The sequence below is a fragment of the Streptomyces sp. NPDC056361 genome (genome assembly GCF_042262805.1).
In the GTDB taxonomy this organism is placed as follows: Bacteria; Actinomycetota; Actinomycetes; order Streptomycetales; family Streptomycetaceae; genus Streptomyces.
The window spans coordinates 1-24,555 of record NZ_JBHJQI010000137.1 but is presented as its reverse complement, the minus strand read 5'-3'; the positions used below and the strand labels follow the sequence as shown (position 1 = coordinate 24,555).

General features: G+C 73.3%; 25 protein-coding genes. 6 read left to right on the top strand and 19 right to left on the bottom strand.

What is annotated here, in order from left to right; genetic code table 11:
* Positions 1-40 precede the first annotated feature (40 nt).
* On the bottom strand, positions 41-730 hold the full coding sequence (locus ACFCY7_RS32275; protein ID WP_053644941.1) for a metal-dependent transcriptional regulator: 690 nt from the start codon (positions 728-730) through the stop codon (positions 41-43).
* Positions 731-892: 162 nt separating this feature from the next.
* Here ACFCY7_RS32275 and ACFCY7_RS32270 point away from each other — a divergent pair, with 162 nt between their 5' ends.
* Complete coding sequence (locus tag ACFCY7_RS32270; protein WP_376489611.1) at positions 893-1,648, top strand: SIS domain-containing protein; 756 nt, start codon at positions 893-895, stop codon at positions 1,646-1,648.
* Positions 1,649-1,710: 62 nt separating this feature from the next.
* On the opposite strand, the gene ACFCY7_RS32265 is transcribed toward ACFCY7_RS32270, so the two are convergent.
* A complete protein-coding gene (locus ACFCY7_RS32265; RefSeq protein WP_376489610.1) occupies positions 1,711-2,046 on the bottom strand; it encodes a hypothetical protein in 336 nt (111 codons plus the stop codon).
* Positions 2,047-2,175: 129 nt separating this feature from the next.
* The gene (locus ACFCY7_RS32260; protein WP_376489609.1) at positions 2,176-3,075 is read right to left on the bottom strand and encodes an NAD(P)-dependent oxidoreductase; all 900 of its coding nucleotides are present in this window, start codon (positions 3,073-3,075) and stop codon (positions 2,176-2,178) included.
* A gap of 59 nt (positions 3,076-3,134) precedes the next feature.
* On the opposite strand from ACFCY7_RS32260, the gene ACFCY7_RS32255 reads away from it, so the two are divergent.
* The gene (locus ACFCY7_RS32255; protein ID WP_376489608.1) at positions 3,135-3,485 is read left to right on the top strand and encodes a winged helix-turn-helix transcriptional regulator; all 351 of its coding nucleotides are present in this window, start codon (positions 3,135-3,137) and stop codon (positions 3,483-3,485) included.
* A 104-nt stretch (positions 3,486-3,589) separates the two neighbouring features.
* On the opposite strand, the gene ACFCY7_RS32250 is transcribed toward ACFCY7_RS32255, so the two are convergent.
* The gene (locus tag ACFCY7_RS32250; RefSeq protein WP_376489607.1) at positions 3,590-4,915 is read right to left on the bottom strand and encodes a PAS domain-containing protein; all 1,326 of its coding nucleotides are present in this window, start codon (positions 4,913-4,915) and stop codon (positions 3,590-3,592) included.
* Positions 4,916-5,275: 360 nt separating this feature from the next.
* A complete protein-coding gene (pdxH, locus tag ACFCY7_RS32245) occupies positions 5,276-5,908 on the bottom strand; it encodes a pyridoxamine 5'-phosphate oxidase (protein ID WP_376489613.1) in 633 nt (210 codons plus the stop codon).
* Between the two features lie 221 nt (positions 5,909-6,129).
* Between pdxH and ACFCY7_RS32240 the strand changes: the two genes are divergently transcribed.
* Positions 6,130-7,230 carry a citrate synthase 2 gene (locus ACFCY7_RS32240; protein WP_376489606.1) on the top strand — a complete coding sequence of 367 codons (1,101 nt, stop codon included), beginning with the start codon at positions 6,130-6,132 and terminating at the stop codon, positions 7,228-7,230.
* Here the strand turns inward: ACFCY7_RS32240 and ACFCY7_RS32235 are convergent.
* On the bottom strand, positions 7,209-8,252 hold the full coding sequence (locus ACFCY7_RS32235; protein ID WP_376489605.1) for an isopenicillin N synthase family dioxygenase: 1,044 nt from the start codon (positions 8,250-8,252) through the stop codon (positions 7,209-7,211). The two genes, ACFCY7_RS32240 and ACFCY7_RS32235, sit on opposite strands and share 22 nt — an antisense overlap.
* Positions 8,253-8,620: 368 nt before the next feature.
* On the opposite strand from ACFCY7_RS32235, the gene ACFCY7_RS32230 reads away from it, so the two are divergent.
* Positions 8,621-9,658 (top strand): M4 family metallopeptidase, encoded by a 1,038-nt coding sequence (locus tag ACFCY7_RS32230; protein ID WP_376489604.1) that lies wholly within the window; start codon positions 8,621-8,623, stop codon positions 9,656-9,658.
* A 39-nt stretch (positions 9,659-9,697) separates the two neighbouring features.
* Here the strand turns inward: ACFCY7_RS32230 and ACFCY7_RS32225 are convergent, their stop codons facing one another.
* From ACFCY7_RS32225 to ACFCY7_RS32210, 4 genes are all read right to left on the bottom strand, one after another.
* On the bottom strand, positions 9,698-10,294 hold the full coding sequence (locus ACFCY7_RS32225) for a TetR/AcrR family transcriptional regulator (protein WP_376489603.1): 597 nt from the start codon (positions 10,292-10,294) through the stop codon (positions 9,698-9,700).
* Entirely contained in the window at positions 10,282-11,010 is a 729-nt protein-coding gene (locus ACFCY7_RS32220; protein ID WP_376489602.1) for an enoyl-CoA hydratase family protein, read from the bottom strand. The genes ACFCY7_RS32225 and ACFCY7_RS32220 overlap by 13 nt, the downstream gene beginning before the upstream one ends.
* On the bottom strand, positions 11,007-12,584 hold the full coding sequence (locus ACFCY7_RS32215) for an AMP-binding protein (RefSeq protein ID WP_376489601.1): 1,578 nt from the start codon (positions 12,582-12,584) through the stop codon (positions 11,007-11,009). Before ACFCY7_RS32215 ends, ACFCY7_RS32220 begins: the two co-directional genes overlap by 4 nt.
* 137 nt (positions 12,585-12,721) lie before the next feature.
* Complete coding sequence (locus ACFCY7_RS32210) at positions 12,722-13,345, bottom strand: excalibur calcium-binding domain-containing protein (protein ID WP_376489600.1); 624 nt, start codon at positions 13,343-13,345, stop codon at positions 12,722-12,724.
* Between the two features lie 144 nt (positions 13,346-13,489).
* Here ACFCY7_RS32210 and ACFCY7_RS32205 point away from each other — a divergent pair, with 144 nt between their 5' ends.
* Positions 13,490-14,314, top strand: a complete 825-nt coding sequence (locus ACFCY7_RS32205; RefSeq protein WP_376489599.1) for a sporulation protein — start codon at positions 13,490-13,492, stop codon at positions 14,312-14,314.
* 29 nt (positions 14,315-14,343) lie between these two features.
* Here ACFCY7_RS32205 and ACFCY7_RS32200 read toward each other — a convergent pair whose 3' ends face one another.
* From ACFCY7_RS32200 to ACFCY7_RS32175, 6 genes are all read right to left on the bottom strand, one after another.
* A complete protein-coding gene (locus ACFCY7_RS32200; protein ID WP_376489598.1) occupies positions 14,344-15,477 on the bottom strand; it encodes an acyl-CoA dehydrogenase family protein in 1,134 nt (377 codons plus the stop codon).
* Positions 15,474-17,357 (bottom strand): acetyl/propionyl/methylcrotonyl-CoA carboxylase subunit alpha, encoded by a 1,884-nt coding sequence (locus ACFCY7_RS32195; protein ID WP_376489597.1) that lies wholly within the window; start codon positions 17,355-17,357, stop codon positions 15,474-15,476. The genes ACFCY7_RS32200 and ACFCY7_RS32195 overlap by 4 nt, the downstream gene beginning before the upstream one ends.
* Before the next feature lie 40 nt (positions 17,358-17,397).
* Positions 17,398-18,996 carry an acyl-CoA carboxylase subunit beta gene (locus ACFCY7_RS32190; RefSeq protein ID WP_376489596.1) on the bottom strand — a complete coding sequence of 533 codons (1,599 nt, stop codon included), beginning with the start codon at positions 18,994-18,996 and terminating at the stop codon, positions 17,398-17,400.
* The gene (locus tag ACFCY7_RS32185) at positions 18,993-20,738 is read right to left on the bottom strand and encodes an acyclic terpene utilization AtuA family protein (RefSeq protein WP_376489612.1); all 1,746 of its coding nucleotides are present in this window, start codon (positions 20,736-20,738) and stop codon (positions 18,993-18,995) included. The genes ACFCY7_RS32190 and ACFCY7_RS32185 overlap by 4 nt, the downstream gene beginning before the upstream one ends.
* 62 nt (positions 20,739-20,800) lie before the next feature.
* Positions 20,801-21,589 carry a TIGR03084 family metal-binding protein gene (locus tag ACFCY7_RS32180; protein WP_376489595.1) on the bottom strand — a complete coding sequence of 263 codons (789 nt, stop codon included), beginning with the start codon at positions 21,587-21,589 and terminating at the stop codon, positions 20,801-20,803.
* A 165-nt stretch (positions 21,590-21,754) separates the two neighbouring features.
* Positions 21,755-21,940 carry a DUF1272 domain-containing protein gene (locus ACFCY7_RS32175; protein ID WP_376489594.1) on the bottom strand — a complete coding sequence of 62 codons (186 nt, stop codon included), beginning with the start codon at positions 21,938-21,940 and terminating at the stop codon, positions 21,755-21,757.
* Positions 21,941-22,164: 224 nt separating this feature from the next.
* Between ACFCY7_RS32175 and ACFCY7_RS32170 the strand changes: the two genes are divergently transcribed.
* The gene (locus tag ACFCY7_RS32170; protein ID WP_376489593.1) at positions 22,165-22,758 is read left to right on the top strand and encodes a VOC family protein; all 594 of its coding nucleotides are present in this window, start codon (positions 22,165-22,167) and stop codon (positions 22,756-22,758) included.
* Positions 22,759-22,896: 138 nt separating this feature from the next.
* On the opposite strand, the gene ACFCY7_RS32165 is transcribed toward ACFCY7_RS32170, so the two are convergent.
* From ACFCY7_RS32165 to ACFCY7_RS32155, 3 genes are all read right to left on the bottom strand, one after another.
* Positions 22,897-23,445 carry a GNAT family N-acetyltransferase gene (locus tag ACFCY7_RS32165; protein WP_376489592.1) on the bottom strand — a complete coding sequence of 183 codons (549 nt, stop codon included), beginning with the start codon at positions 23,443-23,445 and terminating at the stop codon, positions 22,897-22,899.
* 130 nt (positions 23,446-23,575) lie between these two features.
* Positions 23,576-23,953: a VOC family protein gene (locus tag ACFCY7_RS32160; protein ID WP_376489591.1), complete on the bottom strand. Its 378-nt coding sequence runs from the start codon at positions 23,951-23,953 to the stop codon at positions 23,576-23,578.
* 51 nt (positions 23,954-24,004) lie between these two features.
* Positions 24,005-24,555, bottom strand: a 551-nt coding sequence (locus tag ACFCY7_RS32155) for a DMT family transporter (protein WP_376489590.1), incomplete at its 5' end; no start/stop codon positions are given.

Genomic DNA, 24,555 nt, shown 5'->3' with positions numbered 1-24,555 from the left:
CGGGCCTACCGGGCGCCCCTCGACCACGTACCGGAGGGCGTCAGCGCTTCGCCACGAAGACGTGCGCGGCGACCTCGGCGTCCAGCTCGGCGGCCTCGCCGCTGCTGCCCACGAGGACACCGCCCGGCGACTCCGACACCGACACGACGGAACCGGGCTGCACGCCCGCCCTCCGCAGCGTGTACATCAGCTGGGCGTCCGTCTGGATCGGCTCGCCGATCCGGCGCACGACGACCGTCTTGCCGCCGCTCGCGTCGAGGTCGGCCAGGGAGACCATCGAGTCGTCGAGGAAGGCCTCCGCCTCCGCCTTCTCACCCAGCTCCTCGAGGCCCGGGATCGGGTTGCCGTACGGCGACTCCGTCGGGTGGCGCAGCAGCTCCAGGACCCGCCGCTCCACGGCCTCGCTCATCACGTGCTCCCAGCGGCAGGCCTCCGCGTGCACCTGCTCCCACTCCAGGCCGATCACGTCGACCAGCAGACACTCGGCGAGCCGGTGCTTGCGCATGACGCGGGTGGCGAGGCGGCGGCCCTCGTCCGTGAGCTCCAGATGGCGATCACTCGCCACGGCCACCAGGCCGTCGCGCTCCATCCGCGCCACCGTCTGGCTCACGGTCGGGCCGCTCTGGTCGAGCCGCTCGGCGATCCTGGCACGCATCGGGACCACACCTTCCTCCTCAAGCTCGAGGATGGTGCGGAGATACATCTCCGTTGTGTCGATCAGTCCGGACATACGTGCCCCTCGATGAGTCGTGCGCTGGCCCTCCACCAATTCTGACGCATCGGGCCGACAACCGGGCCGCACCGGGGTGAGACGGTATTGACAGAGCAATGGTCCAGACCGCACCGTGATCCGCGACCTCGACGAGAACCACGACGAGAAGGAGCCGCCGCCATGGGCGAGAGCAAGTTGGCCGGACAGTTCTTCGACGCCGCGATCGGCCTGCTCCAGCAGGTCCGCGACGAGGACTCCGCCGAGGTCGCCGCCGCCGGCGCCGCGATCGCCGAAGCCGTCGAGAACGGCAACCGGCTCTTCGCCTTCGGCGCGGGCCACTCCTCCCTCGCCGCCCAGGACGTCGTCTACCGGGCCGGCGGCCTCGCCCTGATGAACCTGCTCGCCGTCCCCGGCACCGTCGGCGTCGACGTCATGCCCGCGACCCTCGGCTCCGCCCTGGAGCGCGTCGACGGCCTCGCCGGCGCCGTCCTCGACTCCTCCCCCGCCAAGGCCGGGGACGTCCTGATCATCATCTCCCTCTCCGGGCGCAACGCCCTGCCCGTCGAGATGGCCATGAACGCCCGCGCCCTCGGCCTCACCGTCATCGGCGTCACCTCGGTGGCCTACGCGACCGAGACGAAGTCGCGCCACGTCTCCGGTACCTACCTCAAGGACCACTGCGACATCGTCCTCGACTCCAAGATCGCCGTCGGCGACGCCGAACTCACCCACGAAGGCATCGAGGCCCCCTTCGCCCCCGCCTCCACCGTCGTCACCAGCGCCCTCATGCAGGCCACCATGGCCGCCGCCGCCGAGGACCTCGTCCGCCGCGGCATCGAACCCCCGCTGCTCCGCTCCGGCAACGTCGACGGCGGCCACGAGTGGAACGGCCGCGTGATGACCGAGTACGGCGACCGGATCTTCTTCCGGCACTAGGGCCGGTCCGGCGGGGGGCGACGCCACGCCGCCGGGGCCGGCGCCAAGCCGCAGGGGCGGCCCTACGCCGTCGGGGCCTGCCCGTGCGGGGCCGGACCGGGCGGCGGGGCCAGCAGCTGGCTCGCGCCCAGGAGGGCGATGCCGGTGAGGAGGAGGGCGGTCCCGCCGAAGAAGCGGACGTCCCAGGAGAGACCCGGCAGGACGCCGAAGTACTCGAGCCCCTGGAGGAAGGGGGACGAGCCCAGCAGCACGGCTCCGACACCGAGGAGCCGGGGCCGGGTGACGTTCCGGCGCGTCCAGGGCGGGACCCATCCCATCCGCCGCGTCCGCAGTGTCAGCGCCCCGAGCACGATCGCCAGCAGCCCCAGAAGCGTGCCCGCCCCCACCACCCACTCCATGACAGCCCCCTCGTCCGGACGCCTCCGATCGGCCCGGAGACGCCGCCATCGTCGCCCCGCTCGCCGAGGGCCGTCCATGCCGGATCCCGGCACGGTTCGGCGCCCCTTCGTTGCCCGTCGCGGCGGGCCTCAGCCGCGGGCGAGGACCTGGGTGACGCGGGTGAAGCCGTCCGCGCCGTAACCGCGGTCCACGGCGCGGAGGGCGAGCGCCTCTGCGGCGCGCATGACGCTCGCGTCGAGGCCGTGGGCCTCGGCGGCGTGCACCACGTGGGACATGGTCGAGACGGCCGAGGTGAGCGGGTTGCCCTCGCCGGAGTACGAGCCGCCGTCCACGTCGTCCGCCCACTCCTCGAAGAGCGGCGGAAGGATCGCCCCGATGCCCGCCGCGAACGGCGCGAGCTCGCGGGCCGCGATGCCCTCGGCGCGGGCCAGCTCCAGGGCGTGCACGTACCCCGTCATCGACGTCCAGAAGATGTCGAGGAGCGCGACGTCGTACGCCGCCGCCCGGCCGATGTCCTCGCCGAGGTGGGTGTGGACGCCGTCGAGGGCGTCCAGCACGGCCCGGTGCTCGGCGTAGAGCGGCTCGGGGCCGCTGTAGAGGAAGACCCCGGCCGGCGTACCGATGCTCGGTGTCGGCGTCATGATGGCGCCGTCCAGGTAGCCGATGCCGTGCTCCCCGGCCCAGTCTCCGGTGTCGCGCGCCCGCGCCGGGACGTCGGCGCTCAGGTTCACCAGGGTCCGCCCCTTCAGGGCGTCCGTGACCGCCGGCTGCCGCAGGACGGAGTCCGTGGCGTCGTAGTTGACCAGGCAGACCACCGTGAGCGGACTCGCGGCGACCGCCTCCTCCGCGCTCCCGGCCAGGACCGCGCCGCGCTCGACGAGGTCGCCCTCCCGGCCGGGGGTGCGGTTCCAGACGGTGGTCCGCACGCCGGCGTCCAGGAAGGCGCCGGCCAGTGCCCGGCCCATCGGCCCGAGGCCGAGAACGGTGACGGTGACGGAGGCCTGATCGTCGAAACGGGAAGAAGACATGGCTGAACTCCCTTGCACAAGGATGGGATACGGGTGACCGACGAACGAGAGGGACGCGCATGACACGCCTCCGGGCCCAGGACACGAACGTCTGCGGAGTGACGGCCGCGATCGCCGTCATCGACGGCAAGTGGAAGACGTCGCTGCTGTGGCTGCTGGAGTCCGGGCCGCTGCGGCCCGGCGAACTGCGCCGCAGGCTCCCCGAGATCAGCGAGAAGGTGCTGACGCAGGCGCTGCGGGAGATGGAGGCGGACGGGCTCGTGCACCGCGAGGTGCACGACGTGCTGCCGCCGAAGACCGTCTACTCGCTGACGGTGTACGGACGCGAACTGTCAGGACTGCTCGGCCCGTTGTCGGAGTGGGGCCATCGCCGGCTGGACCGGCTCACGGAAGCGGTCGCCGCTTCCTGAGGCCCTGTCGCTCCCTCTCGTCCGGGCCACCACCAGGTTCTCCCGGGCGCCGGGACCGTACAAGTACCCACAAAAAAGTGGGTGTACGGGACCCCCGGCGGCCGTCAGTCCCTGTCGCCGAGCTCCAGGAGGGCCGCCACCCGGGCCGCGACCGTCTCGCCGAACACCACGTCCTCCCGCTCGAAGGGCGACCGGCAGGTGGCCCGCAGGAAGGTCAGGACGCCCAGCGTGCGGCCGCGGGAGCGCAGCACCAGGCACAGGGCGTGCGCCGCGTCCCCGGGCCACTGGTGGGCCTCCGCCCAGACCTCGGCGGTACGGCCCGCGGTCGCCCGTACCGTGCCCAGCCGGTCCCAGGCCTGGAGCGCCGGATGCCTCGGCCCGTACCGCAGGGGGATGCCGCCGCCGACGACCGGCGACGACGGGCCTGGGACCCCGGCGGGGGTCGCGAGGGCGCGCGTCAGACGCCGCTCCCCCGCCACCCGGTCGACCAGGGCGTGGTCGGCGAAGCCGGCCAGCGCGAAGTCGAGCAGGACCGTCGCCGCCTCGTCCGTGTCCTCGCACTCCGCCGCCGCCGCGCCCGCCCGGTGCAGCTGGCTCCACCGGAACCGCAACCGGTCGGCCTCGCGCGCCGCGAGCCGCTCCTCCGTCACGTCCTGGAACAGCCAGGCCACGCCCAGCGGCACCGGCTCCTCCGCCATCGGCGACGACAGCAGCAGGAAGCCGCTGCGCCAGCACCGGCGCCGCTCCCCCTCGGCCGTCCGCAGCGTCACCCACACCTCGGCGGGCGCGGCCGGCGTCCCCTCCGCCAGCACGTGCTGGAGGGCCGCCTCCAGCTCCTCCGCACCGTGTACGACGACGTCGCCGAGCGGCCGCCCGAGCAGGGTCGTGCGCCCCGTGCCCAGTGCGCGGGCGGCATGGGCGTTGATCATCGCGGGGCGCAGATCGGCGTCCACGAGCACGACCCCCCACGACGCGTCGTCGAACAGGGCCTCGCTCAGCGCGACCGACCGCTCCAGATCCAGCTGTACGTGCACCTCGCTGAACGCGCAGTACACCCCCGCCGGCGCCCCGTCCGCGCCCCGCACCCCCGCCGCCTGGCTCCGCACGAGCACCCGCCCGCCGTCCTTGCGCAGCAGCACGAACTCGTGGACCTGCCGGCCCGGCCCCTTCATCGCCCCCATCAGCCGACCCAGGGTGTCCTCGGCGTCCGCGCTCCGCGCCGCCCACCCCCCGAACCCCCGCCGCCCCACCGCCTCCGCGGCCGACCATCCGAGGATCCGCTCGGCCTCCCTGTTCCAGTGCGTGACCGTCCCGTCGGCGTCGAACGCGCACAACGCCGCGTCCATCCCGTCCAGCAGCGCCGCCAGCAGATCTCCCCCCGCTCCCGGAACAGAAGCGGTCTCACTGGCCGACCCCGTGAAGGCACTCATCCGGCACTCCCCCCATGCTGGGGCCATTCAACTGGAACGTGACGCAGAGCACACCCCTGTTCCGCGATTTGAATAAATGGGTTGAGGCACGCGGGGGCGCTTCCTAGGGTGTAGGTACACGCGAAAGGAGGTGATCCGAAAACATGATTTCTTTTCGGACTCGTGAGGTGACTGCGGGCTAAGGCCTGCCAGTCGCACTCTGTGCACCTCGGCAGGCCTTCTGCCGAACACCAACGCAGTCACCCGACCCGTGAGTCGCCGGCAGTCCGGCCGGCAGGCTCCGTCCGAACCTAGGCGGACGGTGCCAAGACTCACGGGTCGTCCGCGTTCCCGGGGCCGGGTGCCGTCAGAGGGTGCCCGTCAGGGCGCCAGGCGTTCCACGTGCCAGGTGTCGCCGTCGGCGGCGCGGACGTAGCGCAGGCGGTCGTGGAGGCGGTTTTCGTGGCCCTGCCAGAATTCGACGGTGTCGGGGATGACGCGGACGCCGCCCCACTCCGGGGGGACGGGGACCTGTCCGGGTTCCGGGTAGCGGGCGGCCAGTTCCTCGTAGCGGGCGAGAAGGTCCGCGCGGGAGGCGATGACCTGGGACTGGGGGCTGGCCCAGGCGCCGAGCTGGGAGCCGTGGGGGCGGGTGCGGAAGTAGGCGACCGTCTCGTCGCGGCCGGTGTGGACGGCGCGGCCGGTGACGATGACCTGGCGGGCCAGGGGGTGCCAGGGGAAGAGCAGGGAGGCGTGGGGGTTGGCCTCCAGCTCGCGGCCCTTGCGGGAGCCGTAGTTGGTGAAGAAGACGAAGCCGGCCTCGTCGTAGTGCTTGAGGAGGACCGTCCGGGAGGACGGGCGGCCGTCGACGGTCGCGGTGGAGACGATCATCGCGTTCGGCTCGTGGATCGCCGGGTTGGCGGCGGTCTCCTTGAACCAGCGGGTGAACTGCTCGATCGGCTCGGGCGCGAGGTCGGCCGCGAGGAGCTCCGTGGTGCGGTACTGCTCGCGCATGTCGGCGGGGTCCAGGGCGTCGGTCACAGTGCCATCCTGCCGCAGCGGCGCAGTCTGCCCGGCACCACGCGGCCCTAATCCTTTGTCGCCGGGTCGGCGCAGTGTGCCGGATGTCACCTTTCCCCGCATCATCGAAACCGTACAGACTCTTCCGCTGGATGACTGTTGATTCCCCCCATCGATCACACGTTTGATCGATCATCGATTAGAGGAGCCGCCTGATGTCCGACTTCGTACCCGGGCTCGAGGGAGTCGTCGCGTTCGAGACGGAGATCGCCGAACCCGACAAGGAGGGCGGTGCCCTCCGCTACCGCGGGGTCGACATCGAGGACCTCGTCGGTCACGTCTCGTTCGGAAACGTCTGGGGACTGCTCGTCGACGGAGCGTTCAACCCCGGCCTGCCGGCCGCCGAGCCGTTCCCGATCCCGGTGCACTCCGGTGACATCCGGGTCGACGTGCAGTCCGCGCTCGCGATGCTGGCGCCGGTGTGGGGCCTCAAGCCGCTCCTCGACATCTCCGCCGAGCAGGCCCGTGACGACCTCGCCCGCGCGGCCGTCATGGCGCTGTCGTACGTGGCGCAGTCCGCGCGCGGCCAGGGCCAGCCGATGGTGCCGCAGAGCGAGATCGACAAGGCGCAGTCGGTCGTGGAGCGGTTCATGATCCGCTGGCGCGGCGAGCCGGACCCGAAGCACGTGAAGGCCGTCGACGCGTACTGGACGTCGGCCGCCGAGCACGGCATGAACGCGTCCACGTTCACCGCCCGCGTCATCGCCTCCACCGGCGCCGACGTGGCGGCGGCGCTGTCCGGCGCCGTGGGCGCCATGTCGGGCCCGCTGCACGGCGGTGCGCCCTCCCGCGTCCTCGGCATGATCGAGGAGATCGAGCGGACCGGCGACGCGGAGGCGTACGTGAAGCAGGCCCTCGACAAGGGCGAGCGCCTGATGGGCTTCGGCCACCGCGTGTACCGCGCCGAGGACCCCCGCGCACGCGTGCTGCGCCGTACGGCCAAGGAGCTGGACGCGCCGCGCTACGAGGTGGCCGCCGCGCTGGAGAAGGCCGCCCTGGACGAGCTGCACAACCGGCGTCCGGACCGGATCCTGGCGACGAACGTGGAGTTCTGGGCGGCGATCGTCCTCGACTTCGCGGAGGTGCCGGCCCACATGTTCACGTCGATGTTCAGCTGTGCCCGTACGGCCGGCTGGTCGGCGCACATCCTGGAGCAGAAGCGCACCGGGCGGCTCGTGCGTCCGTCGGCGCGCTACACGGGTCCCGGCAAGCGGGACCCGCGCGACATCGAGGGTTACGCGGACATCGCCGGCTGACCCTCCGGGTGCAGCAGGAGCTCCGCGTGGTGGCGGGCGGCCACCGACGGGTGGGCGCGGAGCTTCCCCTTCAGTTCGTTGCGGCCGTACTCGGCGAACAGCGGGTTCGCCGGGTCGACGGTGACGCCGGGGGCCCGGTCGGCGTACGGGAAGGCCAGCGGGGAGATCCGGGCGTCGAGCCTGGGGTTGTAGAAGAACGGGACGGAGTAGCGCTCCGTCGCCCCGGGCGGGGAGACGACCCGGTGGTTGGTGGCGATCAGGTAGCCGTTCGTCGCCACTTCGAGGAGTTCGCCGAGGTTGACGACGAAGGCGCCGGGGAGCGGCGGCACGTCGTGGAAGTTCCCGTCCTCGCGCTGGACCTGGAGGCCGCCGACCTGGTCCTGGAGCAGCAGGGTGAGGAAGCCGTAGTCCTTGTGCGCGCCGACGCCCTGGTCGTCGCCCTCGCCGCTGCTGCCGGGGTAGCGGACCAGCTTGAGGTGCGGGTGGGCGCGGGGGCCGAAGATGTCGTCGTAGAAGTCCGCGGGCGCGCCGATGGAGGCGAGCAGTTCGTGGAGGAGGCGCTCGGCGACGCCGCTGAGGCGGTCGATCCAGTGCAGGGCGGCGGTGCGCAGCTCGGGGAGTGCGGCGGGCCACTGGTTGGGGCCTTCGAGCCACCAGTAGGGGGCTTCCCAGGGCGCGGGGGCGTGGGCGGGGCGTTCGGCGCCGATGTCGAGCTGGTCGCGCCAGTCGCGGGCGCCCGCGGTGCGTTCGTCGCCGATGCGGGTGTAGCCGCGGAAGTGCGGCGAGTTGATGTTGTCGAGGGCGAGCCGGTCGGCCTCGGGCAGGGCGAAGAACGCCCGCATGGCGGAGGTGAGGGCGCTCGTCTCGGCTTCGGTGATGCCGTGCCCGATGAGCTGGAAGAAGCCCACGTCGTGGGCGGCCGAGTGGAGCTGCGCGTGGAGCAGCTTGCGGGCCCGGGGGTCCCGGTCGGCGGCCGAGAGGTCGACGATGGGGAGCTGGGAGGGGTACGAGCTGTTCGTCATGGGTGCATCCGCGGGGTGTACGGGTGCCCGGGGCGGCCGCGAGGGGTGGGGCGGGGGCCACGGGTGCCGGTCGGCTTTGGGGCTCGGACGAGGGACCGCCGGGGCGTGGAGTGGTACCCGGAAGGTCAGGCGGAGCGGCGACAGCTCATGCTCGTGACGCGGACGAAGTCCACGTGACGGCGGCGTACGAGCAGAGGCATGCGACCAGAGTACTGCGGGTGTGCGAGATGGACTGTGGTCCGGCTCACGTGCCGGGCGGGGCTCTCGGGGTCTGTTCAAAACGGCGGGCGTACGCGAAGATCGCCGCCATTGCGTGGCGAGTACACGCCAAGCTTCCCGTCGCAGCATCCCATCGCAGGAGGATGTCCATGACCCGCCGCACCTCTCGTGGCCTGGCGGCCGCGGCCGCCGTCACCGTGGCCGCCGCCACCGCGGCGCTGCTCCCGTCCGTGGGAGCCTCCGCGGCTTCCGCGCCGCAGGCCCGCGTCTTCATGGTGAACCCGGTCCAGTCCTCGGGCGACCAGTCCCTCGCCGACCACAAGGACGCGGCGGGCGACGTCCCCGCCTCCGCGTACGCCACCGTCACGCTGCGCAACCTCGACGCGAGCGGCGCCCTGTCCGGGAAGTGGGCCGCGGTCCGCTCGGAGACCGGCAAGCCCGCGAAGGCCTCGGCCGCCACCTCGTTCGACCGCTCCGACGACGAGTTCGAGCAGGTCATGGCGTACTTCTGGGTCAACGAGGCGCAGGAGTACCTGCAGGGCCTCGGCTTCGGCACCGAGCTGCGCGGGGCGAACGACCGCGTCCAGCCGGTCCGGCTCAACCAGTGGGGCGCCGACAACTCCTTCTTCACCGACAAGAAGGACGAGATCCGCTTCGGCAAGGGCGGTGTGGACGACGCCGAGGACGCCGAGGTGATCGTCCACGAGTACGGCCACGCCGTGCACCAGGCCCAGGTCCCCGGCTTCGGCAGCACCCCGGAGTCCGGCGCCATCGGCGAGGCCTTCGGCGACTACCTGGCGGTGGCCGTCGGCACGAACGCGGTCACGAAGTACGGCTGGCCCATGAAGGCCGACCAGGCCTGCGTGGGCGACTGGGACTCGACCGGCTACAGCGCGGCCCCGCACTGCCTGCGCCGGATCGACGGCACGAAGACGTACGCGGACGTGGAGGGCGAGGTCCACGCCGACGGCGAGATCTGGTCGCGGGCCCTCTTCGACATCCGGGGCAAGCTCGGTGCCCGTACGGCCGACCGGATCATCGTGAACGCCCAGTTCGGCTTCGCCGCCGACACCAGCTTCAAGGACGCGGCCCTCACGACGGTCGCGACCGCGCAGAAGATGTACGGCACGGCGGCCGCCGACGCGGTGCGCAGCGCCTTCCGCGCCCGCGCGATCCCGGGCGTCTAGCCCTCACCCGGACGGGCCCCGGACAGCCCTCGACGGGCCTCAGGCCAGTGCCTCCTCCACCAGCCGCGCCCACTGGGACACCACGCGTTCCCGGCGGGCGCGGTCGTCCGTGAGGAGGGTGGCGAGGCCGAGGCCGCGGGCCATGTCGAGGAGGCCCTGGACGGTCTCGCGGACGCCGGGGCGGGACTCGTCGGCGCCGAGCACCTCGACGGCGATGCGGTGCGACTCGCGGCCGACGCGGGCCTCCAGCTCGGTGACGCGGTCGCGGAGCTGCTCCTCGTCGGACGCGGCGACCCAGAGGTGGAGGGCGGCCCGGAAGAGGGGGCCGGTGTAGAGGTCGACGAGGGCGGCGACGGCCTCCTTGCGGTCGCGGGACGGCAGGTCGCGCAGCGCGTGGGACCGCTCCTCGGCGACGTACTCGACGGCGGCCGTGAAGAGGTCCTCGCGGGTCGGGAAGTGGTGCTGGGCCGCGCCGCGGGAGACGCCGGCCCGTTCCGCGACGACGGCGACCGTGGAGCCCGCCCAGCCGCGCTCGGCCAGGCAGGCCACGGCCGCTTCCAGGAGCCGCTGCCGGGTGGCGCGGCTCCTGTCCTGCTTGGGGTTCCGGTCCGGTCTGGGTGCGGTCACAGCCGCCATGCGGGGTCCCGTCGTTCGAGGAAGGCCGTCATCCCTTCGCGTGCCTCGGCGGAGGCGAAGAGGGTGGCCGATCTCTGCACCAGGTCCTCCGCGTCGCGTTCGAAGGTTTCCAGGACTCTAGCGGTGACCAGGCGCTTCGCCTCCCGCAGGCCTTGCGGGGAGCCGGCGCGCAGGGCGTCGAGGACGGTGGGGGCGTCGGTGTCGGGGGCGGTGACCAGGCCCATGGCGATGGCCTCGGGGACGCCGAAGCGTTCGCCGGTGAGGTAGTGGCGGGCGGCGGCGCGGGGGTCGAGGCGGGGCAGGAGGGTGAGGGAGATGACGGCGGGCGCGACCCCGATGCGGACCTCCGTGAGGGCGAAGTCGGCCCCGTCGCCCGCGAGGACGATGTCGGCGGCGCCGAGGAGTCCGAGGCCGCCGGCCCGGGTGTGGCTGCCGGCGGTGACGTGGGCGACGACCGGTTTCGGCAGTTCGACGATCTGCCGGAGCAGGTCGACGAAGGCGTACGGGCTCGGCGGTGCCTTGAGGTCGGCGCCGGCGCTGAAGGTGGTGCCGGTGTGGGTGAGGACGACGGCCCGGACTGCCGGGTCCTTGCCGCAGGCGGTGAGGGCGTCGGCGAGTTCGGCGACGAGCGGGGCGGAGAGGGCGTTGCGGGTGTCGGGGGAGTTCAGGGCGAGGGTCGTGACGCCCCGTTCCTCGGTGGTGGTGACCAGGGTCATGCGCGGTCCCTCAACTCTCTGCGGAGGATCTTCCCGGACGCTGCCCGGGGGACGGTGTCGATGAACTCCACGGCGCGGACCTTCTTGTACGGGGAGACGCGCGCGGCGACGTGCGCGAGGACCTCCTCGGCGGTGAGTCCGGGTGCGGCGGGCTGGCGTACGACGAAGGCCTTGGGGATCTCGGTGCCGTCGGCGTCGGTGACGCCGATGACGGCGGCGTCGGCGATGCCGTCGTGGGTGAGCAGGAGGGCTTCGAGTTCGGCGGGGGCGACCTGGAAGCCCTTGTACTTGATGAGCTCCTTGACCCGGTCGACGACGTACAGCCAGCCGTCGTCGTCGACGCGGCCGATGTCGCCGGTGTGCACCCATCCGTCGGCGTCGATCATGGCGGCGGTGGCGTCGGGGCGGCCCAGGTAGCCCTTCATGACCTGCGGTCCCCGGATGGCGACCTCGCCCTCCTCTCCGGGTGCCGCGTCCTTCGCGGGGTCGTCGAGGGAAAGGATCCGCATCTCGGTGGAGGGCAGCAGCCGTCCGACGGTGCCGGGTGGCGGGTTCTCGGCGTCGAGGGGCACGACGTGGGTGCCGGGGGACAGTTCGGTCATCCCGTACGCCTGGCGGACGGGTGGCAGTCCGAGGCGGGTGGAGCAGGCTTCGGCGAGGGCCGCGTCGAGCGGGGCGGCGGCGCTGACGATGTACTCCAGGGACGACAGGTCGTAGTCGGCGACGGCCGGGTGCTTGGCGAGGGCGAGGACGATCGGCGGGGCGACGTACAGCCCGTTGATGCGGTGCTTCTGGATCGCGCCGAGGAAGGTGTCGAGTTCGAAGCGGGGCAGGACGACGACGGTGGCGCCCTGCCGGAGCGGGGCGTTCATGAGAGCCGTGAGGCCGTATATGTGAAAAAAGGGCAATATCGCCAGAATTCGGTCTCCCGGGCCCATCGGGACGAACGGCTCCAGCTGCGCCAGGTTGGTGGCGATCGACGTGTGGGTGAGCATGACGCCCTTGGGGACGCCGGTGGTGCCGGAGGAGTACGGGAGGGCCGCCACGTCCTCGTCGGGGTCGATCGCGTGGTCCGGGACGGGGCCGGTGCTCGCCAGGAAGCCCTGGAGGGAGCGGACGCCCTCGCCCTCCGGTGCCTGGTCGCAGACGAATATCTCCTCGATCCCGCCGGCGAGTTCGGCGGCGGCGCGGGCGGCGGCGAGCAGCGGGGACACCGTGACGATCCACCGCGCGGACGAGTCCTTGAGCTGCTTGGCGAACTCCTCGGGCGTGGCGAGGGGGTGCACGGTGGTGACGGCGGCCCCGGCGCGGGTGGCGGCGTAGAACGCGATCGGGAACAGCACCGTGTTGGGGCTGTGCAGGGCGAGGACGTCCCCCTTGCGCACCCCCGCCTCGGCGAGCCCGGCCGCCACCCTCCGGTGGAAGCCGTCGACCTGCCCGTACGTGAGCGTGAGCTCCCCCGCCCCGTCGACGAGTGCCGGGGTGTCGCCGTACTCGGCGGCGCGGCCGAGTACGGCGTCGTGGATGGGCAGGGAGAGGGTGGGGACGGCCTCGTAATCGCTGTGGAACACCATGCGTTGACCCCCTGGAGAGGTGAGCGGTGGACGCCAGGATCGCTGCTGCGCGCGGGACTTGGGGAGACCCTGTCAGCCCTCCGAAAAACAATCAAGCGTGCCTGCATGGTTTACCGGGCGGCGGCCGGCGCGGCGGCTCAGCGCTCGCAGGCGACCCCGTCGCCATCACGGTCGAGGTGCCTGCCGTAGCCGGGCTCGCCGACGTGGATGGGGGCGGCGCCGGCGGCCCGGACGGCGGTGCAGTTCTCGTAGTAGACCTCCGGCTCCGGCTCGGCGGTCTCCGGCGGCCGGGTCGTCTGGACCGGCTTCGGCTTCACGGGCCTCGGCGTGGTGCGCGTCGGCTCCGGCGCCCTGGTGGTCGGCGCCTCGGTGGTCGGCTCCGGGGCCTCGGTGGTCGGGGCCTCCGTCGTCGGCTCCGGGGTGGGCGACCCGGTGGTCGGGCTCGGTTCCGGCGTGGTGGCGGTGGGGCTCGGCTCGGTCGGCGTCGGCGTCGCGGGGGCCGTGGCCGTCGTGCCGGGCTTCGGGCCGTCCGTGCCCTTCTTCTCCGGGTCGTCGATGGCGAGCGCGATGACGAACCACAGCGCCGACAGGACCGTCGCCACGATCTTGGCCCGGCTGCTCCAGCGGCTCAGCCACGCCAGGGCTATGCCGCCCGGCGGGAAGAGCACCAGCAGGGTGACGACCAGGGCGGGATGCTGCCACCAGCGGCGGGTCGGCACCCACGGCGGAGGGGCCTGGTACGGGCCGGGCTGCTGGTACATGCGCGTCTCCCTGACTCACGGCGCTCGGATGTGAGCGAAATGAGGGGATCGTATACACGGCCTTCACAATCGGAGTCGATATTGACCGAGTTGGGACGGGGAACGCCTGCAGTGATCCGGCCGGACAGGGCCTAGCCTGCACACATGGTCTTCAAACGTCTTCTGGGCAGGGGCGGGATACCGCTCGAAATCGACACGCTCGTGGAATCCGGACCGGCGCGGCCGGGTGGGCTGCTGACCGGGGAGGTCGTGGTGCGGGCGCCGGAGCGGGCCGTCGAGGTGGGGTCGATGACCCTGCGGCTCACGGCGAACGCTCCGCTGTTCCACAAGGGGGACGGCGACGGGGAGCGGGAGGGCGACCGCTTCGACTACGTCGGCGCGAGCGGGTACTTCAGCCTGAAGAAGGGCGAGGAGCGGCGGGTGCCCTTCCGCCATCGGCTCCAGTGGGAGACGCCGCTGTCGGAGATCGGCGGGCGGGAGTTGAAGGGGGCCCTTCTCACCCTGCACACCGAGGTCGAGGCCGAGGGCATCACGTCGCAGACGGACAACGACCTGGTGCGCGTCACCGGAACGCCCCTGCACGACGCCGTGTTCGAGGCCTTCGCCGCCGCCGGGTACGACTGCGACACCTCGCGGATCTTCACGGGCACGATCCCCCGCTCCGAGTACCACCTCTACCTGGTGCAGGGGTTCCTCCTCACCTCCCGCACGGACGGCGGCGACCGTCCGCGCGAGCTGGAGCTGACCTTCCGGACCAACGCGGTCGGCTGCGAAGTCTTCGTCCGCCGGGCCTCCCTCCGGGACCAGTACTGGAAGGACAAGAACCCGGCCCTCCGCCACCTCGTCGCCCACCACGACGTCGGCCGGGTCGACTTCGGGGCGGAGGTCGTCCGCTGGATCTCCGAGGTCGACGGCCTGGGGGACGGCGACGGCTGGTGCCCCACGGGCACGGACGAGGGCGACAGCTGACGCCGGACCCAGGACCCAGGACTCAGGACTCAGTACGACTTGGGCAGGCCCAGGGTCTGGTGGGAGACGTAGTTCAGGATCATCTCCCGGCTGACCGGGGCGATGCGGGCCACCCGGGCCGCCGTGACGAGGCGGGCGAGGCCGAACTCCTTGGTGAGGCCGTTGCCGCCGAGGGTGTGGACGGCGGTGTCGACGGCCTTCACGCAGGCTTCGGCGGCGGCGTACTTGGCCATGTTGGCGGCCTCGCCCGCGCCGGCGTCGTCGCCGGCGTCGTACAGCCTGGCCGCCTTCTGCATCATCAGGCGGGCGAGTTCGAGCTCGATGTGCGCCTGCGCGAGGGGGTGGGCGATGGCCTGGTGGGAGCCGATGGGCGCCTTCCAGACCTGGCGCTCCTTCGCGTAGGCCACGGCCTTCTCCAGGGCGTGGCGGCCCATGCCGATCGCGAAGGCGGCCGTCATGATCCGCTCGGGGTTGAGGCCGGCGAAGAGCTGGAGGAGGCCGGCGTCCTCGTCGCCGACGAGGGCGTCCGCGGGCAGGTGGACGTCGTCGAGGGTGAGCTCGAACTGCTTCTCGTCGGCGGCGAGTTCCATCTCGATGTGGCGGCGGCCGAAGCCGGGCGCGTCGCGCGGGACGATGAAGAGGCAGGGCTTGAGGTTGCCGGTGCGGGCGTCGGAGGTGCGGCCGACGATCAGGGTCGCGTCGGCGATGTCGACGCCCGAGACGAACACCTTGCGGCCGTTGAGGACCCAGCCGTCCTCGGTGCGGGTGGCGGTGGTCGTGATGCGGTGCGAGTTGGATCCGGCGTCGGGCTCGGTGATGCCGAACGCCATCGTCCGCGAGCCGTCGGCGAGACCGGGCAGCCAGGTCCGCTTCTGGTCCTCCGTGCCGAAGCGGGCGATCACGGTGCCGCAGATGGCGGGCGACACGACCATCATCAGGAGCGGGGCACCGGCGGCGCCCGCCTCCTCCAGGACGAGGGACAGCTCGGCGATGCCGCCGCCCCCGCCGCCGTACTCCTCGGGCAGGTTCACGCCCAGGTAGCCGAGCTTCCCGGCCTCCGCCCACAGGGTGGCCCGGTCGAAGCCGGGGCCGTGGCGGCGGCCGAGGGCGGAGACGGCGGCGCGGAGTTCCGTGTGTTCCTGCGGCTCGATGTCGGTGCTCATACGGGGTCTTCCTCCGTTGCTTCGGTCTGTACGACGGCGAGCAGGGCGCCGACCTCGACCTGGCGGCCGGGGGCGGCGTGGAGCGCGGTGAGCGTGCCGGAGGCGGGAGCGGTGACGCGGTGCTCCATCTTCATGGCCTCCAGCCAGAGCAGGGGCTGCCCGGCGGCGACCCGGTCGCCGACGGCCAGGCCGTCCGCGACCCGGACGACGGTGCCGGGCATGGGGGCGAGCAGGGAGCCGGGGGCGGTCTGTTCGCTCGGGTCGGTGAAGCGGGGGCGGGGGGTGAGGCGGTGCGGGCCGGAGTGGACGGTGCCGTCGCCGTACGCGTCGACGTCGAAGTCCCTGACGACTCCCGCGACTTCGAGGCGCACGCGGCCGGGGGTCGCCGAGATGACCCGTACCCCTTCGGGGGCGGTGACCTCGTGGCCGCCGTCCCTCGTCGGCCGGTAGCGGACCTCGTGGTCCCCGTACGTCCGGGTCTCGTCCTGCGAGCGGAGGTTGCGCCAGCCTCCGCCGAACCGGCCCCGGTTCGCGGCCGCCTCGGCGAGGGCGGCGGCGACGGCCGCGTACGGCTCGCCGTCCGGGGCGGCGGTCAGGGCCGGCAGGTTCCGCTCGTAGAAGCCGGTGTCGAGGGCGTCCGGGGACGTGTAGTCGGGGTGGCGGAGCGAGGCGACGAGCAGGCCCCGGTTGGTGACGGGGCCGTGGACGCGGGCCCGCTCCAGGGTGTGGGCGAGCTTGCGGGCGGCCTCGGCGCGGGTCGGGGCGTGGACGATCACCTTGGCGAGCATCGGGTCGTAGTGGACGCCGACGGCGTCCCCGGAGGCGTACCCGGTGTCGACGCGGACGCGCCCCTCCGCGGGGACGTCGAAGCGGTGCAGGACGCCCGTCTGCGGCGCCCATTCCCGCGCCGGGTCCTCGGCGTAGAGGCGGGCCTCGATGGCGTGCCCCCGGGGGGCCGGGGGTTCGGGCGGCAGGGCCCTGCCCTCGGCGACGGCGAGCTGGAGGGCGACGAGGTCGACCCCGTACACCTCCTCCGTGACGGGGTGCTCGACCTGGAGGCGGGTGTTCATCTCCAGGAAGTGCGCCCGGCCGTCCGCGACGAGGAACTCGACCGTGCCGGCGCCGACGTAGCCGACGGCCTTCGCCGCGCGGACGGCCGTGTCCAGGAGGGACGCCTCCAGGGCCGCGGGCAGGCCGGGCGCCGGAGCCTCCTCGATCACCTTCTGGTGGCGGCGCTGGAGCGAGCAGTCGCGGGTGCCGAGCGCCCAGGCGGTGCCGTGGGTGTCGCACAGGAGCTGCACCTCGACGTGCCGGCCGTTCTCGACGTACGGCTCGACGAAGACCTCGCCGTCGCCGAAGGCACTCGCGGCCTCGGCGGACGCCGCCTTCAACTCCTCGGGAAGCGAGGTGAGTTCACGGACGATCCGCATGCCGCGCCCGCCGCCGCCGGCCGCCGCCTTCACGAGGACCGGCAGGTCGGCCTCGGTGACGTCCGCGAGGGGCGCGATGCCGAGGAGTTCCTTCGCCCTGGTCTTCGAGGCCATCGCCTCGATCGCCGCCGGCGGCGGTCCGATCCAGAGCAGGCCCGCGTCCGTCACGGCCCGCGCGAAGTCGGCGTTCTCGGAGAGGAAGCCGTAGCCCGGGTGGACGGCGTCCGCGCCCGCCGCGAGCGCCGCCTCCACGACGAGGTCGCCGCGCAGATACGTCTCCGAGGGCGCGGCCCCCGGCAGCCGTACGGCCGTGTCGGCGGCCCGGACGTGCAGGGCGTCGGCGTCCGCGTCGGAGTACACGGCGACGGTGGAGATGCCCAGCTCGCGGCAGGTGCGGAAGACGCGGCAGGCGATCTCGCCACGGTTGGCGACGAGGAGGGAGGTGATCAAGGTGTGCCTCGCACGAGGAGGGAGGTGATCAAGGTGGGCCTCACATTCGGAAGACGCCGAAGCCGCCGCGCGCGCCCTCGACCGGTGCCGTGTGGATCGCGGAAAGGCAGAGACCGAGGACGGTGCGGGTGTCGCGGGGGTCGATGACGCCGTCGTCGTAGAGCCGGCCGGAGAGGAACATCGGCAGGGACTCGGACTCGATCTGCGCCTCGACGAGGGCGCGCAGCCCCGCGTCCGCCTCGTCGTCGTACGGCTGCCCCTTCGCGGCGGCGGACGCCCGCGCCACGATCGACAGGACGCCGGCGAGCTGCTGCGGGCCCATGACGGCGGACTTCGCGCTCGGCCAGGCGAACAGGAAGCGCGGGTCGTACGCCCGGCCGCACATGCCGTAGTGCCCGGCGCCGTACGACGCGCCCATGAGGACGGAGAGGTGCGGGACCTTCGAGTTCGACACGGCGTTGATCATCATGGCGCCGTGCTTGATGATGCCGCCCTGCTCGTACTCCTTGCCGACCATGTAGCCGGTCGTGTTGTGGAGGAAGAGCAGCGGGATGTCGCGCTGGTTGGCGAGCTGGATGAACTGCGCCGCCTTCTGCGACTCGGCGGAGAAGAGGACGCCCTGCGCGTTCGCGACCACGCCGACCGGGTAGCCGTGCAGGGCCGCCCAGCCCGTGACGAGACTCGGCCCGTACAGCGGCTTGAACTCGTCGAAGTCGGAGCCGTCGACGATCCGGGCGATCACCTCGCGCGGGTCGAACGGCGTCTTGAGGTCCCCGGGGACGATGCCGAGGAGCTCCTCCCCGTCGTACTTCGGGGGCTCCGCGGGGCCCGGATCCCCGTGGTGCTTGCGGTGGTTGAGCCGGGCGACGATCCGGCGCGCCTGGCGGATCGCGTCGGCCTCGTCGACGGCGTAGTGGTCGGCGAGTCCGGACGTCCTCGCGTGCATCACGGCGCCGCCGAGCGACTCGTCGTCGCTCTCCTCCCCCGTCGCCATCTTCACCAGCGGCGGGCCGCCGAGGAACACCTTCGACCGCTCCTTGATCATCACGGCGTGGTCGGACATGCCGGGGACGTACGCGCCGCCCGCCGTCGAGTTGCCGAACACGACCGCGATCGTCGGGATGCCGGCGGCCGACAGCCGGGTGAGGTCGCGGAACAGCGCCCCGCCCGGGATGAAGATCTCCTTCTGCGAGGGGAGGTCGGCGCCGCCGGACTCGACGAGCGACACGACGGGCAGCCGGTTGGCGAACGCGATCTCGTTGGCCCGCAGCGCCTTCTTCAGCGTCCACGGGTTGGAGGCGCCGCCCCGCACGGTCGGGTCGTTGGCGGTGATCAGGCACTCGACGCCCTCGACGACGCCGATGCCGGTGATCAGCGAGGCGCCCACCGTGTAGTCGCTGCCCCAGGCCGCGAGCGGCGACAGCTCCAGGAACGGCGAGTCCGGGTCCACGAGCAGCTCGATCCGCTCCCGGGCCAGCATCTTGCCGCGGCCGTGGTGCCGGGCCGTGTACTTCTCGCCGCCGCCCGCGAGGGCCTTGGCGTGCTCGGCGTCGAGGGCGGCGAGCTTGTCGAGCATGGCGGCGCGGGCGTCCGCGAAGTCGGGTCCGCCGGTGTCGAGGGCGGAGGCGAGGACGGTCACTGGAGTTCCTCCGGGACGTCGGGCGGGAGGGCGGCCGGGGTGGCGGGCGCCTCCGGCGTGGCGGGCAGGAGGGCGGCCGGGTTCTCGGGAGGCGTGGCGGGCGTGGCGGGCGCCTCCGGCGTGGCGGGCAGGAGGGCGGTCGGGACGGCGAGGCGGCGGGAGCGGAGCCACTCGCCGAGGGCCTTGGCCTGGGGGTCGAAGCGGGCCTGGGAGGCGACGCCCTCGCCGAGGATCCCGGCGACGGTGAAGTTGAGCGCGCGCAGGTTCGGCAGGACGTGCCGGACGACCTCGAGTCCGGCGGTCTCCGGGAGGAGTTCGCGGAACCTCCCGACGGTGAGGGTGTGGGCGAGCCAGCGCCACTCCTCGTCCGTGCGGACCCACACGCCGACGTTGGCGTCGCCGCCCTTGTCGCCGCTGCGGGCCCCGGCGATCCGGCCGAGCGGCACCGTGCGGGTCGGCCCCTGGGGGTACGGCGGCGGAAGCTCCGGATCGGGTACGGGTTCCAGGTCGCGGGTCCTCGGGGGTACGGGGACGTCCCGGCGGGTCCCGTCGGGGAGGACCGCCGTGTGCGGAACCTCGGCGGCCGGCACGTACGCGGCCTCGAAGACGCCGTACGGCGCGCCCTTGCCGGGCGGGGCGGTGACGTGGAAGCCGGGGTAGCTCGCGAGGGCCAGCTCGATGGCGGCACCGGTCAGGGCGCGGCCGACGGGCTCCGGGGAGGGGTCGCGGACGACGAGGCGCAGCAGGGCGCTCGCGGTCTCCTCGGTGGCGGCGTCGGGGTGGTCGGTGCGGGCCAGCTCCCAGTGGACCTCCGCCGGCCGGGTCGCGGTCAGCGCGTCCTCGACCTGGTCGCGCACGAGCCGGGCCTTGGCGTCGACGTCGAGGCCGGTGAGGACGAACACCACCTCGTTGCGGAAACCGCCGAGCCTGCTGCGGCCCGCCTTGAGCGTCGGGGGCGGCGCCTCTCCCCGTACGCCGTCGATCCTGACCCGGTCGGGGCCGTCCTGGGTGAGGCGCACGGTGTCGAGCCGGGCCGTCACGTCGGGGCCGGCGTAGCGGGCGCCGGCGGTCTCGTAGAGGAGTTGGGCCGTGACGGTGCCGACGTCGACGAGGCCGCCGGTGCCGGGGTGCTTGGTGATGACGCACGTGCCGTCGGCGTGGAGCTCGGCGAGGGGGAAGCCGGGGCGGCGGAGGAGCTTCGGGTCGTGGTCGGCGAAGAACGCGTAGTTGCCGCCGGTGGCCTGGGTGCCGCACTCCAGGACGTGCCCGGCGACGACCGCCCCCGCCAGCTGGTCGTACGCCTCCGGGCCCCAGCCGAAGCGCCACTGCGCCGGCCCCGTGACGAGGGCGGCGTCGGTGACCCGGCCGGTGACGACGACGTCCGCCCCGGCCGCGAGGCAGGCGGCGATCCCGGCGCCGCCGAGGTAGGCGTTCGCCGTCAGGACGCCGTCCGACGGGGTCAGCCGGTCGCCCTCGACGTGGGCCACGCGGACCGGCAGGCCGAGCTTCCCGGCGAGCGCGCGCAGCGCGTCGGCGAGTCCGGCCGGGTTCAGGCCGCCCGCGTTGGTGACGATCCTGACGCCCCGGTCGTGGGCGAGTCCGAGGCCCTCCTCCATCTGCCGGAGGAAGGTCCGCGCGTACCCGGCCGACGGGTCCTTCAGCTGGTCGCGGCCGAGGATGAGCATGGTCAGCTCGGCGAGGTAGTCGCCGGTGAGGACGTCGAGTTCGCCGCCGGTGAGCATCTCGCGCACCGCGTCGAAGCGGTCGCCGTAGAAGCCGGAGGCATTGCCGATGCGCAGCACCCCTACGCCTCCCGGGGTGCGCGGCCGCCACCGGCCGGGCCGGCGAAGGCCTGCGCGATGCCGAGCCACCGCTCCGCGTCGGGCCCGTCCGCGACCAGGGCCGTGTCGGCCCGGTGGACGCGCTGGGTGACGAGGAGGCAGAAGTCGAGGGCCGGCCCGGTGACCCGCTGCGCCGCCCCCTCCGGCCCGTACGTCCACGACTCGCCGCCGGGCGCCGCGAGTTCGACCCGGAACGGCTCGGCGGGCGCCTGGATGCCCCGTACCAGATGGGCGTAGTCACGGGCCCGCACGCCGATCCACGCGACGTGCCGGAGCCGGGCCGTGGGCGCGCGGACGACCCCGAGCGCGTCGGCGACGTCCTGGCCGTGCGCCCACGTCTCCATCAGCCGGGCGGTGGCCATCGCGGGAGCGCTCATCGGCGGCCCGTACCAAGGGAATCGGGCGCCGGGCGCGACCTCCCGCAGCGCCGCCCGGAGCAGGTCACGGCCCTCGCGCCAGTGGGCGAGCAGCTCGGCGGGCGGCAGCTTCGCCCCCTCCTCCGCCCCCTCGTCGACGAACCGGTCCGGTGCCGCCAGAGCCTTCTCCGTCTCGGCGGCGAACGCCTCCGCGTCGGTGGCGGCGAGCAGAGCGGCCCTGTCCGTCCACGCGAGGTGCGCGATCTGGTGGGCGATCGTCCAGCCGGGCGCGGGTGTCTCCGCTCCCCACTGCTCCTCGCTCAACTCGCCTACCAGCGCGTCGAGTTCTTCGCTCTCGGCGCGCAGGTCGTCAAGGACGACGACGGAGTCGGACACGGTGCGCTCCCCTCGGGGACGGGCGGTCACGGGCCTTCGCGAGGAGCATGGCAGCGGCACCAGAAACAATCAAGCGTGCTTGCTTTAGATTTTTCGGGCGCCGGACCGCGACGGTGGACGGCCGCCCCGCACGCCACCCCCGAGAGGCACGCCGCCCCCGGCCGCCTACCCCGCGCCCCTCCGCGTCGGGCGCGCCACCAGCTCGCCCCCGCAGTTCGGGCAGACCCCGCCCATCTCCTCCGCGCACGGCACGCAGAAACTGCACTCGTAGGAGCAGATCCGGGCGGGGCCGTCCGCGGCCAGCACCGCCGTCCCGCACCGCTCGCACCGGTCCCGCATCTCCAGGGCCATGACGTGGCTCCCCCTTTCCGAGGCACTCGCGAAGCGCCGTGGAGGCGCCCTCGAAGCACGCGCCGACCGCTCTTCGCGCGGTCGCCGACGACCACCCCATCGTCGGCGCCCGTCCCCACCCCCCGAAACAGGCCGAGAGCCAAAGATCAACCGGATCCGGCCCGCGCGACGACGCCGACGGCGACAATGCACGAGCGACGGATCGGACGACTTGGGGGAACGGCATGCTCACCGGCATCGTGATCGACGCACTCGACGTCACACGCATGGAACGCTTCTGGCAGGACGCCACGCAGGGCCGCACGGACGGCCTCCGCCTCCGCTTCACGCCGACCACGGAACCGAAGCCCGCGGCCAAGAACCCGCTCCACCTCGACCTCGCCGGGGGCCCGGCCTGGGAGGCCGAGATCGACCGCCTGCTGTCCCTGGGCGCCACCCGGGTCGACATCGGCCAGGGCGACGTCCCCTGGGACGTCCTCGCCGACCCCGAGGGCAACGAGTTCTGCGTCCTCCGCCCCGGGCACCCCGGCGTCCTCGCCGACTCGGGCCTCGTCGCCCTCTGCCTCGACACCACCGACGACGACCGCCACGCCCAGTCGGACTTCTGGCAGTCCCACACCTCCTGGCACGCCGTCGAGTCCCACGACTGGGGCGTCAGGCTCCGCCGCACCCCCACCAGCACCGTCTCCATGGTCATGGGCCCGCCCGCCGCGCCGAAGACGGCACGCAACCGCCTCCGCCTCGAAGTGACCCACCCGGACCGCCGCTCCGGCGAGTTCCTCGACGCCGCGGGCAACGAGTTCCACATCGCGCACTGACGCGGAGACACCGGCTTCCCCGTCGCGCACCGACACAGCGGCACCGGCTTCCGCCATCGCGCCCCGGCGCACGGCAAGCAGAGGGGCCCGGCGGATCACGACCCGCCGGGCCCCCGGGCTCCGCGCCCGGTCCCCGGCTCAGCCGGCCGGGGCCTCCGGGGTCCACGCGCCGAACCACTGCTCGGCCCCGAACTCCTCGAACCGCTCCACCTCGGTGAACCGCAGCTTCTCCGCGAGGCGCATCGCCCGCTCGTTCGCACTCCGGGTCGTGAGCACCACCGGCCGGCCGGGATGCGCCCCCGCGAACCATCCGAGCGCCGCCACGCACGCCTCGCCGGCGTACCCGCTCCCCCACGCCTGCGGCAGGAACATGTAGCCGAGCTCGGTCTCCCCGCCCTCCGGCGCGACCCGCGGCCGACGCTCCGGGTCGCGCCGGTCGAGCGTGACCATCCCGATCATCGCCCCGTCCCGCTCCACCACGAACAGGCCCGGCCGCCGCCCCGGCACCTCCGGCATCGCGTTCTCCAGCCGGTCCCGCGGCCGAGCGCCCCCGACGTACGTCCCGACTTCCGGCGACGAGAACAACTCGACGAACCCCGCCCTGTCCCGCGCCTCCGACTCGCGCAACACGAGCCGTTCGGTCGCTATCGGGGCAGGCGGCCAGGCAACGGAACCGAGTTCGGTCATGACCGGCAACCTATCGAACGCCCGGAGAATCGACCGGCGATCCGCTCCACGGGCGCAGCTCGTCCCGCCCGAAGGCCGGTCGGGGTCAGTGGGCGGGTCCTCCACGGGCGCATCGCAGGTCCCGCTCCCCTCAGTGCCGCACCAGGCAGAACGGATGCCCGGACGGGTCCGCGTAGACCCTCCAGCTCCGCTTTCCGTCGCCCGCGTCGAGGACGGTCGCGCCGTGGGAGAGGACCTGTTCGTGGGCCGTGTCCAGGTCGGCGACGCCGAAGTCGAGGTGGAACTGCTGGGGGCGGTCGGGATCGGGCCACACCGGGGGGCGGTGGTCGGCGACGCCCTGGAAGCAGAGGACGAGTCCTCCGGGGGTGTGCAGGGTCGACCAGGCCTCGCCGAGGGACCAGCGCCGGTCCGGGCGGTCGACCTCGCCGCCGAGGACGGCGCGGTAGAACGCGGCGAGTTCGCGGGGAGCGGGGCAGTCGATGACGAGGCACTGCAGTTCGGCGATCACGCGCGGGGCCCGGGGGGATGGCTGCCCGAGCCGGTGGGGTGGCCGGGGCGGTCAGCGTTCGGCCGGGGTGGCGTCCTGTGCGTCCCGGCGGGCCGCGCGGGCCTGGGTGCGGACCGCGCCGATGCTGGCGGCGATGACGAGGGTGATGGCGAGGGCGTCGAGGAGGGAGAGGGCCTGGCTGAGGATGAGGAAGCCGGCGGTGGCGGCGATGGCCGGTTCGAGGCTCATGAGGACGGCGAAGGTGGGGGCGGGAAGGCGGCGGAGGGCGAGGAGTTCGAGGGTGTAGGGGAGCACGGACGACATGAGCGCGACGGCGAGGCCGAGGCCGATCGTCGACGGTACGAGGAGCTTGTCGCCGGCCTCCACGATGCCGAACGGCAGGCTGAGGACCGCGCCGAAGGCCATGGCGAGCGCGAGCCCGTCGGCCTGCGGGAAGCGCCGGCCGGTGCGGGCGCTGAAGACGATGTACGCCGCCCACATCGCGCCCGCGGCGAGCGCGAAGGCGGCTCCCGCCGGATCGAGGCGGTCGAAGCCGCCGCCGCTGAGCAGGACGACGCCGCCGAGGGCGAGCCCCGCCCAGAGGAGGTTCATCAGCCGGCGGG

Coding starts and splice junctions, on each gene's coding strand:
- ACFCY7_RS32235 (WP_376489605.1), bottom strand. CDS start 8,252: ATGACGAACAGCTCGTACCCCTCCCAGCTCCCCATCGTCGACCTCTCG.
- ACFCY7_RS32215 (WP_376489601.1), bottom strand. CDS start 12,584: ATGGTGTTCCACAGCGATTACGAGGCCGTCCCCACCCTCTCCCTGCCC.
- ACFCY7_RS32170 (WP_376489593.1), top strand. CDS start 22,165: ATGCTCACCGGCATCGTGATCGACGCACTCGACGTCACACGCATGGAA.
- ACFCY7_RS32205 (WP_376489599.1), top strand. CDS start 13,490: ATGGTCTTCAAACGTCTTCTGGGCAGGGGCGGGATACCGCTCGAAATC.
- ACFCY7_RS32175 (WP_376489594.1), bottom strand. CDS start 21,940: ATGGCCCTGGAGATGCGGGACCGGTGCGAGCGGTGCGGGACGGCGGTG.
- ACFCY7_RS32230 (WP_376489604.1), top strand. CDS start 8,621: ATGACCCGCCGCACCTCTCGTGGCCTGGCGGCCGCGGCCGCCGTCACC.
- ACFCY7_RS32165 (WP_376489592.1), bottom strand. CDS start 23,445: ATGACCGAACTCGGTTCCGTTGCCTGGCCGCCTGCCCCGATAGCGACC.
- ACFCY7_RS32220 (WP_376489602.1), bottom strand. CDS start 11,010: ATGACCCTGGTCACCACCACCGAGGAACGGGGCGTCACGACCCTCGCC.
- ACFCY7_RS32250 (WP_376489607.1), bottom strand. CDS start 4,915: ATGAGTGCCTTCACGGGGTCGGCCAGTGAGACCGCTTCTGTTCCGGGA.
- ACFCY7_RS32265 (WP_376489610.1), bottom strand. CDS start 2,046: ATGGAGTGGGTGGTGGGGGCGGGCACGCTTCTGGGGCTGCTGGCGATC.
- ACFCY7_RS32200 (WP_376489598.1), bottom strand. CDS start 15,477: ATGAGCACCGACATCGAGCCGCAGGAACACACGGAACTCCGCGCCGCC.
- ACFCY7_RS32185 (WP_376489612.1), bottom strand. CDS start 20,738: ATGCTCACCGGCGGCGAACTCGACGTCCTCACCGGCGACTACCTCGCC.
- ACFCY7_RS32260 (WP_376489609.1), bottom strand. CDS start 3,075: ATGTCTTCTTCCCGTTTCGACGATCAGGCCTCCGTCACCGTCACCGTT.
- ACFCY7_RS32210 (WP_376489600.1), bottom strand. CDS start 13,345: ATGTACCAGCAGCCCGGCCCGTACCAGGCCCCTCCGCCGTGGGTGCCG.
- ACFCY7_RS32270 (WP_376489611.1), top strand. CDS start 893: ATGGGCGAGAGCAAGTTGGCCGGACAGTTCTTCGACGCCGCGATCGGC.
- pdxH (WP_376489613.1), bottom strand. CDS start 5,908: ATGCGCGAGCAGTACCGCACCACGGAGCTCCTCGCGGCCGACCTCGCG.
- ACFCY7_RS32275 (WP_053644941.1), bottom strand. CDS start 730: ATGTCCGGACTGATCGACACAACGGAGATGTATCTCCGCACCATCCTC.
- ACFCY7_RS32225 (WP_376489603.1), bottom strand. CDS start 10,294: ATGGCGGCTGTGACCGCACCCAGACCGGACCGGAACCCCAAGCAGGAC.
- ACFCY7_RS32255 (WP_376489608.1), top strand. CDS start 3,135: ATGACACGCCTCCGGGCCCAGGACACGAACGTCTGCGGAGTGACGGCC.
- ACFCY7_RS32240 (WP_376489606.1), top strand. CDS start 6,130: ATGTCCGACTTCGTACCCGGGCTCGAGGGAGTCGTCGCGTTCGAGACG.